We start from the raw sequence: 17,344 nt of genomic DNA, 5'->3' as shown, positions 1-17,344 counted from the left end.
AACCCCCGGGCGGAGCCCGGGGCTAGAGTAACGTGGCTACTCGTTGCGAAGACGCAGCTCCGCACAAACGGGCAAGTGGTCTGACGCCAGCTTCGCCGTCGGCGTGCGAGGCTGCCGAATCGCGACCACTTCAAAGTGTTCGCTTGCGAAGATGTAGTCGAGCCGTCGCACCGGCATCGTTGAGATGAACGTCGCGCGTGGTTTGTAGTTCGGCGCACGGCAGGCGACGTCGACGAGTCTTCTGCCGAGCGACGCGCAGACGGGCGACTTGGGGCCGGCGTTGAGATCGCCGCAGAGGAGCGCTGGTTCGTCGGCCGGAATCTTGCCGAGCCAATCATCGCCGAGCAGGATCGCCGTTTGCCGTTGCCGCTCCGCGCGACGGAGACCGAAGTGGGTGTTGATCACGTGCACGACGCCGGCGGGCGTTTGTAGCTTCACCCACATGGCGCCGCGGGCTTCGCTCCGTTTGGCGTGGTCGGCGGCGGTGAGGTGAGCCGACTGCACATGTTCGAGCGGGAAGCGGCTGATGACGGCGAGGCCGTATTGCTCGCCGTCCCAATCGGCAACGGCGTAGTAGTGGTGGCTCATCGACAGCGCCTCGGCAATCATGCGAGCCTGCTCGTGCCGGCGGGAGCGATGACGGTTGGCGTCGACCTCTTGCAACGCGATCACGTCGGCGCGGCAGGAGCGAATCACCGAGACGATCCGCTCGGGGCGGATCTTGCCGTCGATGCCGATGCAGCTGTGGATGTTGTAGGTCATCACGCGGAGCGGTTGGGGCGACTGGTCGTCGGTCGCTGGTGCGAATGAGGCAGAGCCAGGTATGGCATCGTGATCGCGATGATGCGCCAGCGGCCGATCGGGATGCACGAACCGCCACGCGCCGCGGTAGAGGTCGACGCCGCGAATATAGCGCTGGCCGTCAGCCGCGCGACGATGGTGCAAGTGGATCGCGTGCGGAATCAGCGCGAAGCCGCGGGTCTCTTCGCTGCCGATGCTGCCGTGGGCGCCATTCTCGTGGACGAACGTGCTCGGCTCGCGCTGGTTGCTCCAACCGCTGAACATCAGATCGCCGGCGTCGGGATGCTCGGCAAGCCGCATCAAATCGCCCACCGCCTCGGCGAGGAACGGGTGGTCCGGGCCGAAAATCTGCACAGCGTCTTCCGGCAGCCGCCACTCACCGAGCGGGTTGCGGGCTTCAAGCCGCCCATGCTCGCCGCGGAACAGCACGAGCGGAACGTGCTCTTCCTGCACGAGCCGACGAGCATAGTCGCGCAGCTCCGCGTGCGACAACTTAACTGGCAGATAAATGTGCCCCAACGGACCAAGCGCCGTGACGATGACATCGTTCTCCAACTCTTCAGTGGTCGCCTGCGGCACGTCCTTGCGTCCGCGTTTCATCCGCAGCAGATGGCGGTCGCGTTGATCGGTCTCAGGCCCGCGTGCGCCATAATCGTCGAGGCCGCGAACTTTGCGACCGGCGAGCGTGCCGGCGCTGAATGCCCGTTCCGCCGCCTGATGAATCGTCGCCTCGGTTTCGTTTTCGTAAATCGCGGTTCGCTCTTGTCCGTGGTCGGAGAAGACGATCACCTCGTAGTCGCGAGCATCGGAGCGATGGGCCGTACGAAAGACGTCTTCGATAACGCCGTCGATGCCCTTGAGCCCCCAGTGTGCGAACCAGCTGTCGGGCCCGCGGCGGTGGGCCTGTTCGTCGTAGCCGAGGAAGTTGCCGTAAATAATCGGGGCGCCTTCCTCGATCGACAGCTTGAGTATCACGCGGAGCCATTCGCGCATCACAATCGAAACGCCGACGCGGGATGGAATCGAGTGCAGTTCAGCCCGCCAATGTTGCCGGCCGGCGAGGCCGCGAATCATGTCGCCGACGGCGATGAACAATTCGAGGATCGCCAGCGCCGTCACCCGCAAGATCGTGAAGAAGTAGAGGGCGGCGACAATCGCGAGCTTCCAGGGCCGCGTCATGTCGCGGAGGTTGGCGGCGTCCATCGTTTCGGCGCAGAAGCGGGACTCGACGGCCCCGGCGGCATAGATGTTCGAATACGAGCGGCCTCCTTCGAGCAGCGGCTGATGCTCGGCGGCGAGCCGCGTGCCGACGCGCTTGGCCCACTCCTGCTCGTACATGAGCACCGTCTCGCCCGACTCGCGATTGAGAAACTGAAACGCCGGCACGGCGCAGCGTGCGCCGAACATCACCTCGGCTTGCACGGCTGGCGTCGTCGAAGGAAGGCCGGAGTAAAAGCTGAGATGCTCGAAGTGGCCGCGATCGACGAGCTTCTTCAGGAACGGCATCCGCCCGTCGGCGAGGGCCCGATCGAGTTGCGTGCGGGCGAGGCCGTCGATCTGCAAGATGACGAGCCCCGGTTCGTCGCCGTGTGGCGCCGAGAGATCGCGCTTGAGCAACCGCGCAATCCACCGCGTGCGGCTGATCTTGCGGCGCCAGCGACGCTTCAACAGTACGAGCGGGCTAATCAAGGTGGCTCCGCGTGGCTTCAGTTTCGACGACTGCGGCGGCCAGCGCGCTCGTCTTTTCGAGGAACAGGTTCCACTCGATTTCGAGCCGGCCGAGCAAACGGTCCCACGGGCCGGGGTCGGCGTCGGGGCGTTGCGAGTGCTGGGCGACGAGCGACTCGTACAGTTCCAAAATGCGATCCGCGCAGACGTCGAGTCCGAACGAGCGAATCGACTGCCGCGCGATGTCGCCGCGGCGGGCGAGGGCGGCGCGATCGTGCGAGATCTCGCGGAGCGCGTCGGCAAATGTTTCTTCCGTGGCGTTGGCCGGCAGCATGCGGCCGGTGACGTCGTTCAGCACGTCGCGAACGCCGGGGCCGTCGAGCGCGACCACCGGCGTACGGGCGGCCATCGCTTCGGCGAGGACCATCCCTTGCGTTTCCGACTGCGAACTAAACGCGAACAGATCCATCGCCGTGTAAGCGTCGACCAAGTCTTGCCCCGTGTGCGAGCCGGCCATCACGAGTTGCTTCGCAGCGGCCAACTCGCCGACGGTCTGTTCGATCTCGGCCGCCGATTCGCCGGAGCCAACGACGAGCCAGTAGGCGTCGGGATGTTTGGCGAGGAAGTAGCCGACCGCGCGAGCGAGGTAGGCGAGATTCTTCTCGCCGGCCAGCCGACCGACATGGCCGATCAACAGCGCATCGGCGGGGATGTTGTAGCGTTCGCGCAGGCGGCGGCCGTCGCCGTCGCCGAAGCGTTCGAGATCGATGCCGGTCGGAATCGCGGAGATCGGCTGCGTCACTTGCCGCTGCCCGAGCAGTTCGGCGATCGATTCGCTCGGCGCGATCACGTGGGTGCAGAGGTTGCAGTACTCGGTCGCCATTTGGATCGCGACCCGCTGCAGGGCTTCGGAATCGAGCGGCACGTAGCGGGTGTATTGCTCGTAGAGCGTGTGATGCGTGAAGACGAGCGGCAGCCGCCGCGTCCAGGCGGCGCGGAGGGCGGAGTCGCCGAGCAGGAACGGGTGGTGGCTGTGAATGAGCTGCGGCTGGAACTCGTCGAGGTAGTCGGAAATCAGCAGCGGCTGCGGCAGCTGCACGGAGAAATCGCTGCCGTTGAAGTGCTGAATCGCGGGGATGCGGAGGACGAACTCGGTCGATTCCTCGGCGCCCTCGAACTGCGGCGCAATCACCCGCACGTCGTGGCCGCGCCGGCGGAATTCCTCTTCATACGTGCTAACAGAACGAGCCACCCCTCCCACGTGCGGGAGGTAGGTGTTCGTGAACATGGCGATTCTCACCGCTGCGATCCTTCTGCGAGGGTGTGGTCGTGCCGTGCATGATCGTGCCGCGCGGGGCGGGCGTGATGGTCGTCCGCGGCGGCTATCGGCATTGTATCGTCGCGAACGAGCGGGAGGTCGACGTTCGCGTCGGCGGCGACGATTCGTTCGAAGCCGGGGATGGAGACTTCCAAACGGGGCAGGGCGCCGCGCCACTCGGCCTCGATCCGGAGCATTGGTTCCACGCGCGGGTTCGTGATCGTCACGGTGACGGCGCCCCACGGCGTGAGCGTCGGACCGAATTGCAGCACATCGTCCGATTCAAACCATTCGGCGAACAGCCCCGAACCGATGACGAGGCGATCGGCTTCCTCGCGGACGAACAGGCTGCGGATCATCATCGCCCACTCGGCGGCGGCCCAACCATGTTGTCCGTCGCCCATGCAGCCGCCGCCGGTTTGCGGATGGATCGCTTCGGGCCATTGGCCGGTGGGCGAGGCGAGCCGCGCGACCGCTTCGACGAGATCGCGGTAACGGGGATCGCCCGCGCGGAGGAGCGTTTGGGCAATGTCGAGCGTGAGGTACGCGTTCACGCCCGAATGGATCATGTCTTGGAAAAATCCGCCGTGCAGGAAGCAGCGGCGGAGCAGGGCGTCGACCGTCGCCATGATCGGCGGGGCGCCGGGGGCAAACAACTGCAGCGGGTAGTCGGCCACCAGCGAACCGACGGCGCCGGCGTCGATGCGGCGGTGAGGCGACGCGGGAATGCCGCTCAGCGAACGCCACGCGGGAATGCGGTGGATGCTGCGATCGATCGCGCGGCGGAGATCGTCGGCCTTCGCGGTCGCCGCATCGGCGTCGCGCTGATCGCCGCGGCGGGCGTAAATCGCAGCGGCACTGCGCAAGCCGGCCTCGGCCCAAAAATCGTCCCAGTAGTAGTGATCGTTCGGGCCGAGATGTTCGGCGCTGAACCCGGCAGGGAGCAGGCCGACGTGGAGCGGATCGGCGTCGTCCATCACACGTTTATTGTGAATCCAGTCGACCGCGCGTGGAATGGTTGCGAGCAATTCATCCGAGAGCCGCTCGCCAGTGAGTTGTTCGAAGCGATCGAAGAACCACAGCACCTGGCCGTTGGAATCCCACTCGCCTTCCTGCGAGCGGAAGTAGCCGTTGCGGAGTTGGCGGGCGGGGAACTGCTCGATCATCCGCCGGCAACGGTCGACCATGCCGACGGCGAGTAGCGAGTTCATCATGATGCAAGCGTCGCGGAACCAAAACCGTCGGTAGGTGTACGGCCCCGGCACGACTTCGTCGGCAGAGAGAAGCAGCATCGTCTGCACCGCGGCGTCGTAGAGGAACTGCAGCTTGCGATCGGGGACTTGCAGTTTCGCGACGGGCTTGCGTGCTTCGCTCCAGGTAACGCGCGGATCAAAGCGTTCAAGATTGCCGAGCGCGGCGAGTTCCTTCTGCAACGGGACGCGCACGGTGAGCGTCGTTTCGCCTGCAATCGGATAAACCGCCGCGGCGGTCGCCATGCCGACGCTGCACGCCACGTGGGGTTGATCGTGATTTCCGCCGATCCGCTCGGTGCTGCCGTGCAGCAAGCTCGACACGTCGCCGTGGGCGTAGTCGGAAACGAGCATCTGCGCCGCGGCGCGGCTGAGCATCACTTCGGTCTTGTCGTTGACGAGCCAGCCGGTTTGCGGTTCGCTGGCGTCAATCGTGTCGATGAACTGCACCCCCTCGGGATTGTAGGGCCGGAGCGCTACGACGAGTTTAGCGGCCGACTCGGCAGTGGCGACGATCTGCAGTTCGGCGACCGGTTGATCGTGTTCGATGACGACGCGAGCGGTTTGTTTGAGCGTCGCCCCGTGCTGGCGCGAGAGCGTCAACACGGCGAGATCGCCGCTGCCGTTGCTCTGATCGATCGCAAGTTCCTGCCGCACGGCCGCATCGGGCAATCGGCTGGGGGCGAGCAACCGGCCGTCGTCGCCGACGATCCAACAATCAATCGACCAGCCATCTTGCAGCGGCGTGAACAAGCCGCGGGGGTCGACGATTGGGTAGATCGAAAGCTCGGGCAGCCCTACCGCGGTCCAGTTGCGGTGAGTGAGATTCACATGGCTGAACGAGAACGCCCGCGGAATGAACGAGACGTCGTTGGGGTCGAACTGCCGTTGGACCCAATAGGGCCAAATCCAGTCGAGGTTGTGTTGGATTGCCTTCGTGTTGACGATGCCGCGAGCATGGAAGAGCACGCCGGCGCGAAGGAGTTCAATCGGTTCGGCCACTTCAGAAGGCTGGGCAAAGCTGCGAATCCGCGCGAGCCAGAGGGCAGGGTCGGCAATACCGTAAGCCCGGGCGGCGCGCTTAACGATCGACTTCCATGGCAGGAAACGGAACATCGTGGTCGGCCCCCTCTCAAGCAAGCGGGCGTCCTGGAGGCAGATTGGCTGGAAGTATGCCAATCGCTGCACACGCTATGCCGGTTTTTGAGGTGGCTGCGTCTGAGGAAGATTTGACAGGATTACAGGATTTCGCGGAGCGACAGGATTAATTGCGGGACGAGCGCCGTTGAGCAGAGCTTTCTTCTACTCTTTCAAAAATCCTGTTAATCCGCGCGATCCTGTAATCCTGTCAATAATCCAATTGACCTCGCGCCGTGAGGAGATCAAGAAGCGGAGAATCTTAATCCGGCCGATCGAGCTTGGTCGCAGCCTGCTCGTCGTTCACCAGCTTCGCGTACGCCGCCCCGAAGAGAATGACGATCATCGCGTAGTAGGTCCACAGCATGATCGCCATGAACGAGCCGATCACGCCGTAGGCCGTCGGCAGATTCTTCCGCAGCACGTACATCGCCAGCACCTGGCGGCCGACTTCCCACAGCAGGGCGGCGAGCGCCCCGCCCGCGAAGGCCGCCTTCGCGCGGACATGTGTCTTCGGCACGAACGCGTAAAGAGTCGTGAATGCCAGGAAGTTGAGCGCGATGTGAATCACCGGCTGCGTCAGCTGCCGCACCCATGCGGGAACTTCGACCGTCGACTGCACGATCGATTCCACCCCTTGCCAGACGATCGAAACGATCATCACCGCGATCACGAACGCCCCGACGCCGATCAGCATGATGAGCGCCTTCAACCGCACGAAAACCAGGTTCGTAATCGCCTTACGAATTCCTTGCTCGCCCGCGTTGGGGCGATCCCACAGTCGGTCGAAGGCGTAGTCGAGTTCGGTGAAGATCGCCACCGACGCCACCAGCAGGACGATGAGGCCGACCGAACCGCTGGCGCCCGCCTTCTGCTCGACCGCGTTGAATGCTTCTTGAATCTGATCTCGCAGCGTCGGCGACGCTTGCTCGGCGATCGCGGCGAGGACCCGCTGCTGGGCGTCGTGACCGACGGCCGTCGCGCGGAACGCCCAACCGAGTCCGGCTACCAGCACCAGCAGCAGCGGAAAGAGTGAGAAGGCGAGGTAATAGGCGACCGCGGCCGCCATCATCGTGCCGCCGCGATCGGCGAAGTGATGGTAGGCGTTCCAGATGCGAACGAAAAAGTTGCGGAAGGCGGCAATCATAGACGGGGCGGCTGGCTATTGATCAATCGGGGCGACTGCCGGCCAGCAGCTACCGTAAGTGTCGGAAAAATGAGCCGTTTTAACGTCCGAACAGGCGTGTTGGCGGCCGCAACGGCACCGGCACGGCAAATGCGTTCCCCCCATTGGGAGGAGCAACCGCCAGCCTCCGCCAGAGGACGCCGCATGCATTCCACACGCCAACTACTTCATCGACCAACCTCGCCCGCCTGCCGAACGACGGCGGCGATTCTAACGTTTATCGCGATTGGACTCGCTATCATCGCCGACAATTCGAGCGCTCGCGGCCAAGCCCCCGCCCCGGCCGAAGCGACCAAGCCGATCGTGCCGGCGACCGAAGTCGAAGCCGCCGCGCAAGTGCCGCCGAAGGTCGACGTGCAGCCGCTTGCCGACGACGTCGACATTGCGTCGCGGCTCGAGCGGATCATGATCGCGACGAAGTGGTTCGTCGACCCGAAAGTCGACGTCCAAGAAGGCGTCGTGTTTCTCGACGGCCAGGCGAACCGCGAATCGAGCAAAGAGTGGGCGACCAAGCTCGCTGGCAGCACGCAAGACGTCGTCGCAGTGGTCAATCGGATGACCGTCGTCGAACGTTCGGCGTGGGATTTCTCGCCCGCTTGGGAACAGCTCCGCGTCATGGGCCGCACGGCCGTGCAGTCGCTGCCGGCGGCGATCATTTCAATCTTCGTGCTGGTCCTCACGTTTTTCGCCACGATCCTCGCCACGCGGATGGCGCGACGATTCGGGACGAAGAAGTTTCGCAATGCGCTCCTCAGTGAAGTAGCCGCCCGCGCGGCGGCGATTCCGGTGATCATCATCGGCCTGTACCTCGCGATGCGGGTGTCGGGGCTGACGCAAATCGCGGCGACGGTACTCGGCGGCACGGGGCTCATCGGCATCATCATCGGCATCGCATTTCGCGACATTGCCGAGAACTTTCTCGCCAGCATCCTCATCAGCATGCAACGGCCGTTTCAAGCAGGGGATCTGGTGACGATCACCGACCACCACGGCTTCGTGCAAAAGGTGACGACCCGCGGCACGATCATCGTCACGCTCGACGGCAATCATGTGCAAATTCCCAACGCGACCATCTACAAGAGCGTTATTCGCAATCACTCGGCCAACCCCAACGGGCGGCTCGATTACATCATCCGCATTGGCTACGACGACTCGATGGAGCGGACGCAGGAGATCGTCCTGAAGGTGCTGCGCGAGCATCCCGCGGTGCTCGCCGATCCGGAACCGCTCATTTTGGTGGAGGAACTAACGGCCACCGGCATCAACATCCACGCCTACTTCTGGATAAACGGCCGCGACTTCAGCGGATCGCGGGTCCGCTCGGCGACGTTGCGGCAGATCGTGGCGGCGCTCGCGGAGGCGGGCATCACGATGCCCGACGCCCGCGAAGTGATCTTCCCGCTCGGAGTGCCGCTAATCGAACCAGAGAAAGCCGAGGCCCAGCGAATTGAGCGCGAAGAGGAAGAGGCCCACGAACCGGCGCCGCCGATCGTCACGCGATCAGAAGGAGGCCTGCGCAACGAACGCGAAGTAATCCGCGAACAAGTGAAGCAATCGAGAGAACTGGAACCTGGCAGCAACCTGCTGAAGGAAACGGCTGCTGCCGAGTAACCATGCTGAATAGATTCATCGAGTTGCACCGTTGAGGAATCGAGCAGAGGCAGATCGAACCGCCAGGGATGGATTTGGCCCGTCAACACTTTGAGGCCTACCAATGGAACTATTTCACCTGACAGTCGGCGAAGGTCCGCTGGCGTCGGCCGCGATTCACAACGGACACGCCTTCCGACCGGAGCTCAGCGATTATGTCGCCCTCACCGAAGCCGAGCGGCTCCGCGAGGAGGATCCGTTCACCGATGTGCTGGCCGATATCGCGTCGACGCGAATCGTCGGCGAGCGGTCGCGGTTCGAGATTGATCTCAACCGGCCGCGCGACGAATCGGTTTACACGACACCCGAGCAAGCGTGGGGCCTGAAGGTATGGCGCGAACCGCTTCCGGCCGAGCAGATCGAACGCTCGCAGCAGCTGCACGACCTGTTCTTCGGCGCGATGCGAGGCCTACTCCGGCAGATGGTTGCCAGCTACGGACACGTCGTTTTGCTCGACGTCCACTCGTACAACCATCGCCGCGACGGCCGCAACGAACCGGCAGCCGACGAAGCGGGAAATCCTGAAGTCAACATCGGCACCGGCTCGATGGATCGGGAATTTTGGGCGCCAATCGTCGACCCGATGATCGCCTGCATGCGCACCTGCGAAATCAACGGCCGGCCGCTCGACGTGCGTGAGAACGTGAAGTTCCAAGGAGGATACTTCTCGCGTTGGATTCACCGTGAGTTTCCACGGACAGTCTGCGCGCCGGCGATCGAGTTCAAGAAGACGTTTATGGACGAGTGGGCCGGCGACGTCGATCACCCGCATCTCATCAAGCTGCGCGACGCCCTGCGCGGCTGCGTACCGGGGATCGAAGAACGCCTTGCCGCGATGCGGTGAGCCACTCATTTAGTTCGTCGTTTGAATCTCAACTACGCTCAACGGGTGCCACTGGCATCTTGCCAGTGCAGAAGTGCCGAGCGAGTACCCACATCACACTGGCAAGATGCCAGTGGCACCCAATGAACCAACCGATCACTTCATCTCGACTGACAAACCTACGATGCCCGCCCGCCCCGCCGACGCCGATTTTGATGCCCTCATCGCCATCGTGCGTGATCGGCTGAGCCGCAACATGCGCATCCGGCGAAACCTCCCCGGCGGCGGCCGGCTGCGACTCGATCGCCAGCTGCCGTTCCTGTGCGTTTACCGCACCCCGCCGCGTGCCGAAGGCGAATCGCCAGCCGACCAGCCGCGCGACCGCAGCGCTGCCGAACTCGTCACCACCGAAGCGGCTTACCTCTTCGCCAGCGGCGAGCCGGAGTTCGCCGAAAGGCTCAGCCAACTCTGCGCCGCAATCAACGAAGTGCTCCGCGATCACCTTGGCTCGCTGTTGATTCTCGAACTTTGGTCACTCGACGACGGCGACGACGCGGCCAAGTCGCGCACCGCACTGCGCCCCGGCTTTCGCATCACAGCGTCCGCCGAGCCAACGCTGGCCAGCACAGTCGACGCCCTCGCGGAGGGATTGCGAGCGATCAAGCTCCACGGCCTTCGCGCCGATGTGGAAGTGATCGACGACGATCAACCTGGGGCGCCAGGCCTGCCGAGCCTATCGCGGCAATGCGCGGCCGACGGCTGCCTGACCATCGGCATCGGCGTGCGACCTGTCTATCGCAACGCCGCGACTGGGGAACTCTATCCGCTCGTGCTACAGTCGCTGCGGCGGCAACTTGCCGTGGCGCTCCGCAAAGGAGTCTTTGCCTTCACAGGGCGAGAGAAGTCGCAACCACTCGCCCACTACGAAGCGCTCGGTCCGTCAACGATCCCGAAGGCGGCGCGGGCCGTCGATCAACAGTTATCCGAAATTTCACAGTCGTTCGACTTCCTGCTCCAAGTGACGCCCGTGAACGCCGAGAAGGCGTGGGAAGATTTCGAAGCGAGCGGCTACGCCAAGGCGCCGACGCTCCACTACCGGCCGTTGCCGTACCATCCGAGTTTGCTGAAACGGCAGCTTTACTCGATTCCGATCGAGCATGTCGAAGACGCCAGCCTGGTGCAGTTGTTCGAGCAGAAGCAGGACGAACTCGACAAGCAGCTTGATGCGCTCAAGCACTTGGGAACGCGTGCGTTTTTCTACGATAGCCTCCACCTCTACGGCTCGCCTGACGAAGATCTGGTGCGGCTCGCCGACTCGATTCTCGATCACACCCGCGCAGCGGCGGACGACATTCACGAAAACTGCGTCCCCGCGGATCAGGTCGCTGCGGCGGCTCGCGAGCATATCGACTACTACCACCAGCGGCTTCCCGACTTCCAAGCCAGCGTGCAGGTCTGCGACACGATTGCGTCGGCATTGATGGTCGCCCAAGACCGGCTGTTCATCTCGGAGCGTTCGAGCATCCGCCCGCAGCGGCTCGAACCGCTGCTGCATCACGAAGTCGGCACCCATTTGCTCACCTATTTCAACGGCCGACAGCAGCCGCTGCGGCAGCTGTACGCCGGTTTCCCTGGCTACGAGGCGCTGCAAGAGGGGCTCGCCGTTCTCGCCGAGTACCTGGTTGGCGGGCTGTCGGTGGGGCGGACGCGAACGCTGGCCGCGCGGGTGCTCGCCGTGCGATCAATGCTCCGCGGCGAATCGTTCATGGAAACGTTCGAACTCCTCCACGACGAGCACCACCTTGGCCCGCGATCGGCCTTCATGACCGCGCTGCGGGTCCATCGTGGCGGCGGGTTGAGCAAAGACGCAATCTACCTGCGCGGATTGCGGGACTTGCTCACGTACTTGCGGGAGGGGCACGAGCTCGAACCTCTCTACGTCGGCAAGATTTCGCTCGAAGAGGTCCGATTGGTCCAAGAATTGCGTCGTCGGGGAGTAATCCAACCGCCGGCCCTGTTGCCGCGGTTTTGGGATGAGCCGAACTATCGAGCCCGGCTCGCGCTTTGCCGCCGCTTGTCTCTCGTCGAACTTCTGGAACAACTCCTATGAGAATTGGCTTTGTCGTCAATGACGTCGCCACCGAGCAGGCGAGCTACACCACGACGCGGCTCGGCATGTGCGCGACTAACCACGGGCACGAAGCGTGGACGCTCGGCGTGGGTGATTTCGTTTACAAGCCCGACGGTTCGATCCACGCGAACGCCCGCGCTGCGAGCGGCAAGGAATACGACTCGCTCGAAAAGTACATGACGGAGATTCAAGGCGAAGACGCCCGGCAGGAACAAATTTCGCTCGACGACGTCGACGTGCTGATGCTGCGGAACGATCCGTCGGAGGACACGGCCGAGCGATCTTGGGCCCAAACCACTGGCATTCTGTTCGGCCAGCTCGCAGCGCAGCGCGGCACGATCGTCGTCAACGATCCGAGCAATTTGGCGAACGCGCTCAACAAGACTTACTTTCAGCACTTTCCCGAACAGGTGCGGCCGAAGACCTGCATCAGCCGCGACCCGGAAGAGATCAAGGAGTTCATCGCCGCGCAAGGAGGGAAGGGGGTCATCAAACCGCTGCAAGGTTCCGGCGGTTCGAGCGTCTTTTTGGTGCGAAAGGCCGACGCGCCGAACCTCAACCAGATGATCGAGGCGGTGATTCGCGACGGCTACTGCATCGCGCAGGAGTATCTGCCCGCGGCAAAGGAGGGCGACATTCGCCTGTTCGTAATGAACGGCCGGCCGCTAGAGCATAAGGGCAAGTACGCCGCGTTTCGCCGCGTGAACAAGACGGGCGACATGCGCAGCAACATGCACTCCGGCGGCGAGAGCGAAGCGGTGGAGATCGACGACGATGCGCTGCAACTCGTCGAGATGGTCGGCCCCAAACTGATCGCCGACGGGATGTTCTTGGTGGGGCTCGACATCGTGAAGGACAAGTTGATGGAGATCAACGTCTTCACGCCCGGCGGACTGGGGAGCGCTCAGCAAGCGACTGGAGTCGACTTCGCCGAGATCGTCATCGCCGACTTGGTGCGGAAAGTGCGCGGCAAGAAGTATTACGGACGGAATATTGGCAACGCGCAAATTGCGACGATGTGATGATTGGTCAGTTGTCAGTGGTCCGTGGTCAGTTGCTGCTCTCGCAGGGCGCTGGCCTGCATTCGCATTTAGCAACTGACAACTGACGACGGACCACTGACAATAAACAACTGACACCCCTACGGCGCTACCGTCTGCCAATGCCCGCCAAATAATTCCGCGAGCAAATCATGCTGCGGAAACGGATGCCCGCGGTGCATCGTGAAGGCTTCGACGAACTCGGCGCCGACTTCGCGGCCGCGGTCGGCGTTGTGGCGACGCATCGCGTCGATGTATTCGTCCATGCCGTGATGAGCCCGCAGCCATTCGCGCTGCGAGGCGTGGCAAGCCAGCATCTCGGCCTTACGTTGCATCTGCGCGGTCACGTCGACGTAGGTCGACGGCGTAACGACCTCGCCGGTGTAGGGGTCGGTCGCGCCGACCGGATCGCAGTAGTAAAGCCACGGAATCGCCGAGCCCTCGAGCAGCGGCAACGTCGACGAGTTGGGCGCCCCGTACCCAAACGCAGCGCCGCGAGCGAGTAGGTGGGTCTGCTCGTGATCGATCATGTAGTCGTGCCGCGGGTGGGTGAACAGCAGCGTCGGCGCCACCGCGCGGAACAGGTCGAGCGTCTTACGAATCGTCTCCTGCGAGTAGACGACGTTGAGATCGGGCTCTTCGAGGCAATGGTAAGTCGCCCCGATGCACGCGGCGCCGGCGATCCCTTCGGCCTGCCGAATGCGGGCGATCTCTTCCCGCGAGTACATCGTCGTGCCGCAATCGCCGTTGGCGACCGTGGCAATGTGAATCTCCCAACCCGCCTCCGCGAGGCGAATGAGCGTGCCGGCGCACAGAATCTCAGCGTCGTCGGGATGGGCGAGCAGGGTGAGCGCGACGCGACGTGTCGGAAGCGAATGCATGAAACTGGCGCCAGGGACTTCTAATGCAAAGCTAGGGCACAACGCCGAGCGATCGATTCGGCGTGGACCTCAAGTATCTCTGCAGGCGGCGGCAGTTTCGAGGGGAATTGCGCGCGATTCAGTTCATAAATCTAGTGAATTATTTGGAGACCTCTGAGCGGACGGCACGTGAGCAGGACTGCGGAGCGCGATCATTGAAAGGCTTTCCAATCGCCCGTTGTCTTGACGACGCCGAGAGTAACTGCGGGAGTCACCGCCAACGGCGCCGACGCCTTGCTGACGCGGTCCAGAAATTCATCGCGGAACGCCGGGGTCGCAGCGACTGGATCGCTGGCAATCGTGGCGAGCGTCACTTTCGCAGCGGCCTCTTTAGCCGCTTGAGTGATCAGCGGCCTGGCGCCGTCGATCAGCGCCGAAGGGCCGAGAATTTCCGCATGCAATTCTGCCGTAACGCTCCGCACGAACTTGATTTCGATTGTTGAGTTTACCGACGCAGGCGCCGGGATTGGTGGTACCGGGATCGGTGGTACTGGGATTGGTGGTACCGGGATCGGTGGTACTGGGATCGGTGGTACTGGGATCGGTGGTACTGGGATCGGCAGCACTGGGATCGGCGGTACTGGGATCGGCGGTACTGGGATCGGCGGCACCGGGATCGGCGGTACTGGGATCGGCGGTACTGGGATCGGCGGTACTGGGATCGGCGGTACTGGGATCGGCGGCACCGGGATCGGCGGTACTGGGATCGGCGGTACTGGGATCGGCGGTACTGGGATCGGCGGTACTGGGATCGGCGGCACTGGGATCGGCGGCACTGGGATCGGCGGCACCGGGATCGGCGGCACCGGGATCGGCGGCACCGGGATCGGTGGTACTGGGATCGGTGGTACTGGGATCGGTGGTACTGGGATCGGTGGTACTGGGATCGGCGGCACCGGGATCGGGGTGGGGATTGGATTGACGATCGTGATCGTTTCCACTTTTTGCTCATCGCCCAGATCAATCTTGCCGAGCGACACCTTGACGCTGCGTAGGCCGGCCAAAGGATCGATCGGCGCCGGACTGGGAGGCATGAAGGCGGCCACGTTCGAATCGCGACGCCAGGCGGCGATAAACTCGTCGACTTGCAAATCGACCTCGGCGACGAGGATCGTCGCCAGCCGCTGCAAGGCAATGTCCAGTGGCGCAAATCCTCGCAATCCTTTGTGACGCCAACTATCGACGATCCTTTCCAGCGACTTCGATGGCTGACCGAGCTTCTGCCGCGTCACGCCGCCGACTTCGCGCATCGCGGTCGACACGAAGAACACAACCGTTTGACTCTGCGCCGTCGCAACGGCAAAGTCGCGCGGCTCGACGTAGATGGCCACGACGAGCGCTTGAGGAGCGACGGGATTGACGATCAGCGCCGCCCGCTTGAGCGTCGCCTCGATGCGACGCCGGAGCTCTTCGATGCTGAGTAGTGGATCGAGTGCGAATTTGGGCGAGTCGACTTGAATTTCTAAACGAACCTCGTCGAAGCCTTCCAGATTGCCTTCGATGGCGGGATAGACGGCGAGATTAGGCGATGGGAGTTTCATCAGGCGTCTCTTGGTAGTTGTTTCATGGGACGACCATCACGCTCGGCGGCGCTGAGCGTGATCAGATCCCCAGGACGCTGCCAGCCAAGTCGACTAACGTGCCGAGTCCTCCACCGCCGCCGCCGGGAGCACCGCCGCCGCCAGGAGGCGAGCCGCCCCCTGCGCCGGGGCCAGCCGCCCCGCCGCCTGCAGCTGCTGCTCCGCCCGGACCTGCAGCTGGACCTGCAGCCGGACCGGCGGCCGCGCCTGAAGGACCAGGCCCCGCCGCTGGGCCAGCTGCGCCAGCGGTCGACGCGCCTCCTGGCGAACCGGCGGCAGAGGGGCCGGAAGCCGCGGGACCGGCGGTAGCGCCAGCCGGGCCGCTCGAGGCTGGCGCCGATCCCGCGGCGCCCGAGGCTCCGCCAGAGGCAGGGCCAGATGCGGCCGTCGGGGCGGAGGGAGCTGAAGGCGCCCCCGCAGCGACGCCGCCGGTGCCAGCAGCACCGGCGACTGGCGCCGACGGCCCGCCCGCCGCAGTGGCGCCGGGGACGCCGCCGCCAACCGGTGCTCCGCCTACCGGCGCTCCTCCCACTGGCGCACCGCCAACTGGTACGCCGCCGCCCACAGGGGCCGAACCGCTCAGCGGCGACGCCGCGGAATGCGAGGGAGTGTTGTGAGCAACGATCACCGGCGCCTGAGCCGGAGCGTGGTTGTGGCAGCAATCGTGATGCTGCCGACCGTTCGCGGCCATTTCGCGGGTGGCGCCGAGCGTCGCGGCAAAAGCGGCTTCTTGCTCAGCACGCGAGGCGGCGGCGGATGAAATGAGCGATCCGCGCTGACATTCATGGAGAGCTCGTTCAAGTTGCTGAGCGCGGCTCTCCGCCGCCGCTCCCGCGGTGCTGGCGCGCAGCAGTTCTTGCGAGTGCTGTTCGCTTCGTTCATGGCAGCGCCGGAGCTTGTCGCTCAGCCGCTGGGCTTCTTCGCGCGACGCACTCACCAAATGCTCTAGCTCATGGATCCGGCGATCTTTATCCCCCTTCGACTGCGAGCAGTGGTCGAGCCGTTCTTCCAGGCGGCCGGCTTGGGCGCGGCATTCATGCAGGGCATTGCGTGTTTGATCGACTTCGTGGTGCGAGGCGTGGGCGCGGTGCTCAAGCTCCTCGTACTTACGTTTGAGCCGCTTGTAACGGTCGGACATTTCCTCGATCTGAGCCTTCAGCTGCGTCGTATCTTGGCCCAGATCGCCGCATTCGTCCTTGTAGCGATCGAGTTCGCGCGTCAGTTCGTGACCGCGCGTTTCGCATTCTTCCAGTTCGCACTTGAGGTGTCGTTTCTGCTCGGTGAGCCGTTCGTTGTCGTCGCGCGAGCGGTCGAGTTCGCCCTGCAGGTCGCCGGCGCGGTCGCGGCACTCGGCCAGCTTGTGCTGCAAGCAGCGAATCTCCTCGGCCTGCTCGTCGAGTTTCACCGAGTGGCCGGCATGGTCGTTCTTCCAGTCGTCGCGCTCTTTCGTGACGCCGGCGAGCCGATCGAGCAAGCGGATCGTGCGGAACCACCACAGGAGCGTGGCGAGTATGAGCAGTGCCAAGAAGGTGAGCGCGAGCACCAGCCACGTCCAGTAGGCGCGGCGATAACCGTCGCGGCTGAGTTCGACGTCGTGCTTTTCGGTCGTCAGGCGTTCGATCGTGGCAAGTCGAGCGGCGCTTTCATCGGTAAGCTTCGTATTCTCTAGTGCGAGGCGTTGGTTGTCGGTCGCGAGGTTCGCGTTCTCGAGTTGCAGCGCTTCCTTCTCTGCTTTGAGGATCACAACCTGATCGGAAAATGCATTCCGCTCGCGGGTGAGATCCTTCACTTGCTGCGACAGCTCGGTGTTCTTGGCGAGCGTGATGCGGAGCTGTTCGTT

11 protein-coding genes are annotated in these 17,344 nt (G+C 63.8%); 4 read left to right on the top strand and 7 right to left on the bottom strand.

Annotated elements, in window-relative coordinates:
* Window positions 1-36 precede the first annotated feature (36 nt).
* From PLANPX_RS03280 to PLANPX_RS03265, 4 genes are all read right to left on the bottom strand, one after another.
* Window positions 37-2,490, bottom strand: a complete 2,454-nt coding sequence (locus PLANPX_RS03280; RefSeq protein WP_172991831.1) for an endonuclease/exonuclease/phosphatase family protein — start codon at window positions 2,488-2,490, stop codon at window positions 37-39.
* Window positions 2,483-3,769, bottom strand: a complete 1,287-nt coding sequence (locus PLANPX_RS03275; protein ID WP_232536293.1) for a glycosyltransferase — start codon at window positions 3,767-3,769, stop codon at window positions 2,483-2,485. Before PLANPX_RS03275 ends, PLANPX_RS03280 begins: the two co-directional genes overlap by 8 nt.
* A complete protein-coding gene (locus PLANPX_RS03270; protein ID WP_194175116.1) occupies window positions 3,766-6,153 on the bottom strand; it encodes a hypothetical protein in 2,388 nt (795 codons plus the stop codon). The genes PLANPX_RS03275 and PLANPX_RS03270 overlap by 4 nt, the downstream gene beginning before the upstream one ends.
* Window positions 6,154-6,436: 283 nt before the next feature.
* Window positions 6,437-7,321: a YihY/virulence factor BrkB family protein gene (locus tag PLANPX_RS03265; protein WP_152097343.1), complete on the bottom strand. Its 885-nt coding sequence runs from the start codon at window positions 7,319-7,321 to the stop codon at window positions 6,437-6,439.
* 183 nt (window positions 7,322-7,504) lie between these two features.
* Here PLANPX_RS03265 and PLANPX_RS03260 point away from each other — a divergent pair, with 183 nt between their 5' ends.
* From PLANPX_RS03260 to PLANPX_RS03245, 4 genes are all read left to right on the top strand, one after another.
* Entirely contained in the window at window positions 7,505-8,971 is a 1,467-nt protein-coding gene (locus tag PLANPX_RS03260; RefSeq protein WP_172991830.1) for a mechanosensitive ion channel domain-containing protein, read from the top strand.
* A gap of 103 nt (window positions 8,972-9,074) precedes the next feature.
* Window positions 9,075-9,854 (top strand): N-formylglutamate amidohydrolase, encoded by a 780-nt coding sequence (locus tag PLANPX_RS03255; RefSeq protein ID WP_152097341.1) that lies wholly within the window; start codon window positions 9,075-9,077, stop codon window positions 9,852-9,854.
* 106 nt (window positions 9,855-9,960) lie between these two features.
* Window positions 9,961-11,943: a flavohemoglobin expression-modulating QEGLA motif protein gene (locus tag PLANPX_RS03250; protein WP_232536292.1), complete on the top strand. Its 1,983-nt coding sequence runs from the start codon at window positions 9,961-9,963 to the stop codon at window positions 11,941-11,943.
* Window positions 11,940-12,986, top strand: a complete 1,047-nt coding sequence (locus PLANPX_RS03245; RefSeq protein ID WP_152097340.1) for a glutathione synthetase — start codon at window positions 11,940-11,942, stop codon at window positions 12,984-12,986. The genes PLANPX_RS03250 and PLANPX_RS03245 overlap by 4 nt, the downstream gene beginning before the upstream one ends.
* A gap of 119 nt (window positions 12,987-13,105) precedes the next feature.
* Here PLANPX_RS03245 and PLANPX_RS03240 read toward each other — a convergent pair whose 3' ends face one another.
* The 3 genes from PLANPX_RS03240 to PLANPX_RS28385 all read right to left on the bottom strand — a co-directional run bounded on the left by PLANPX_RS03240 (window position 13,106) and on the right by PLANPX_RS28385 (window position 15,948).
* On the bottom strand, window positions 13,106-13,885 hold the full coding sequence (locus PLANPX_RS03240) for a PIG-L deacetylase family protein (RefSeq protein ID WP_152097339.1): 780 nt from the start codon (window positions 13,883-13,885) through the stop codon (window positions 13,106-13,108).
* A 191-nt stretch (window positions 13,886-14,076) separates the two neighbouring features.
* Window positions 14,077-15,465 carry a hypothetical protein gene (locus PLANPX_RS03235; RefSeq protein ID WP_152097338.1) on the bottom strand — a complete coding sequence of 463 codons (1,389 nt, stop codon included), beginning with the start codon at window positions 15,463-15,465 and terminating at the stop codon, window positions 14,077-14,079.
* 93 nt (window positions 15,466-15,558) lie between these two features.
* Window positions 15,559-15,948: an EspF repeat-containing protein gene (locus PLANPX_RS28385; RefSeq protein ID WP_420844078.1), complete on the bottom strand. Its 390-nt coding sequence runs from the start codon at window positions 15,946-15,948 to the stop codon at window positions 15,559-15,561.
* Window positions 15,949-17,344: the final 1,396 nt, after the last annotated feature.

Source organism: Lacipirellula parvula (genome assembly GCF_009177095.1).
GTDB classification, from domain to species: Bacteria; Planctomycetota; Planctomycetia; order Pirellulales; family Lacipirellulaceae; genus Lacipirellula; species Lacipirellula parvula.
Note: the sequence above shows the minus strand (reverse complement) of the source record. Positions and strands in the feature narration are given on the sequence as shown.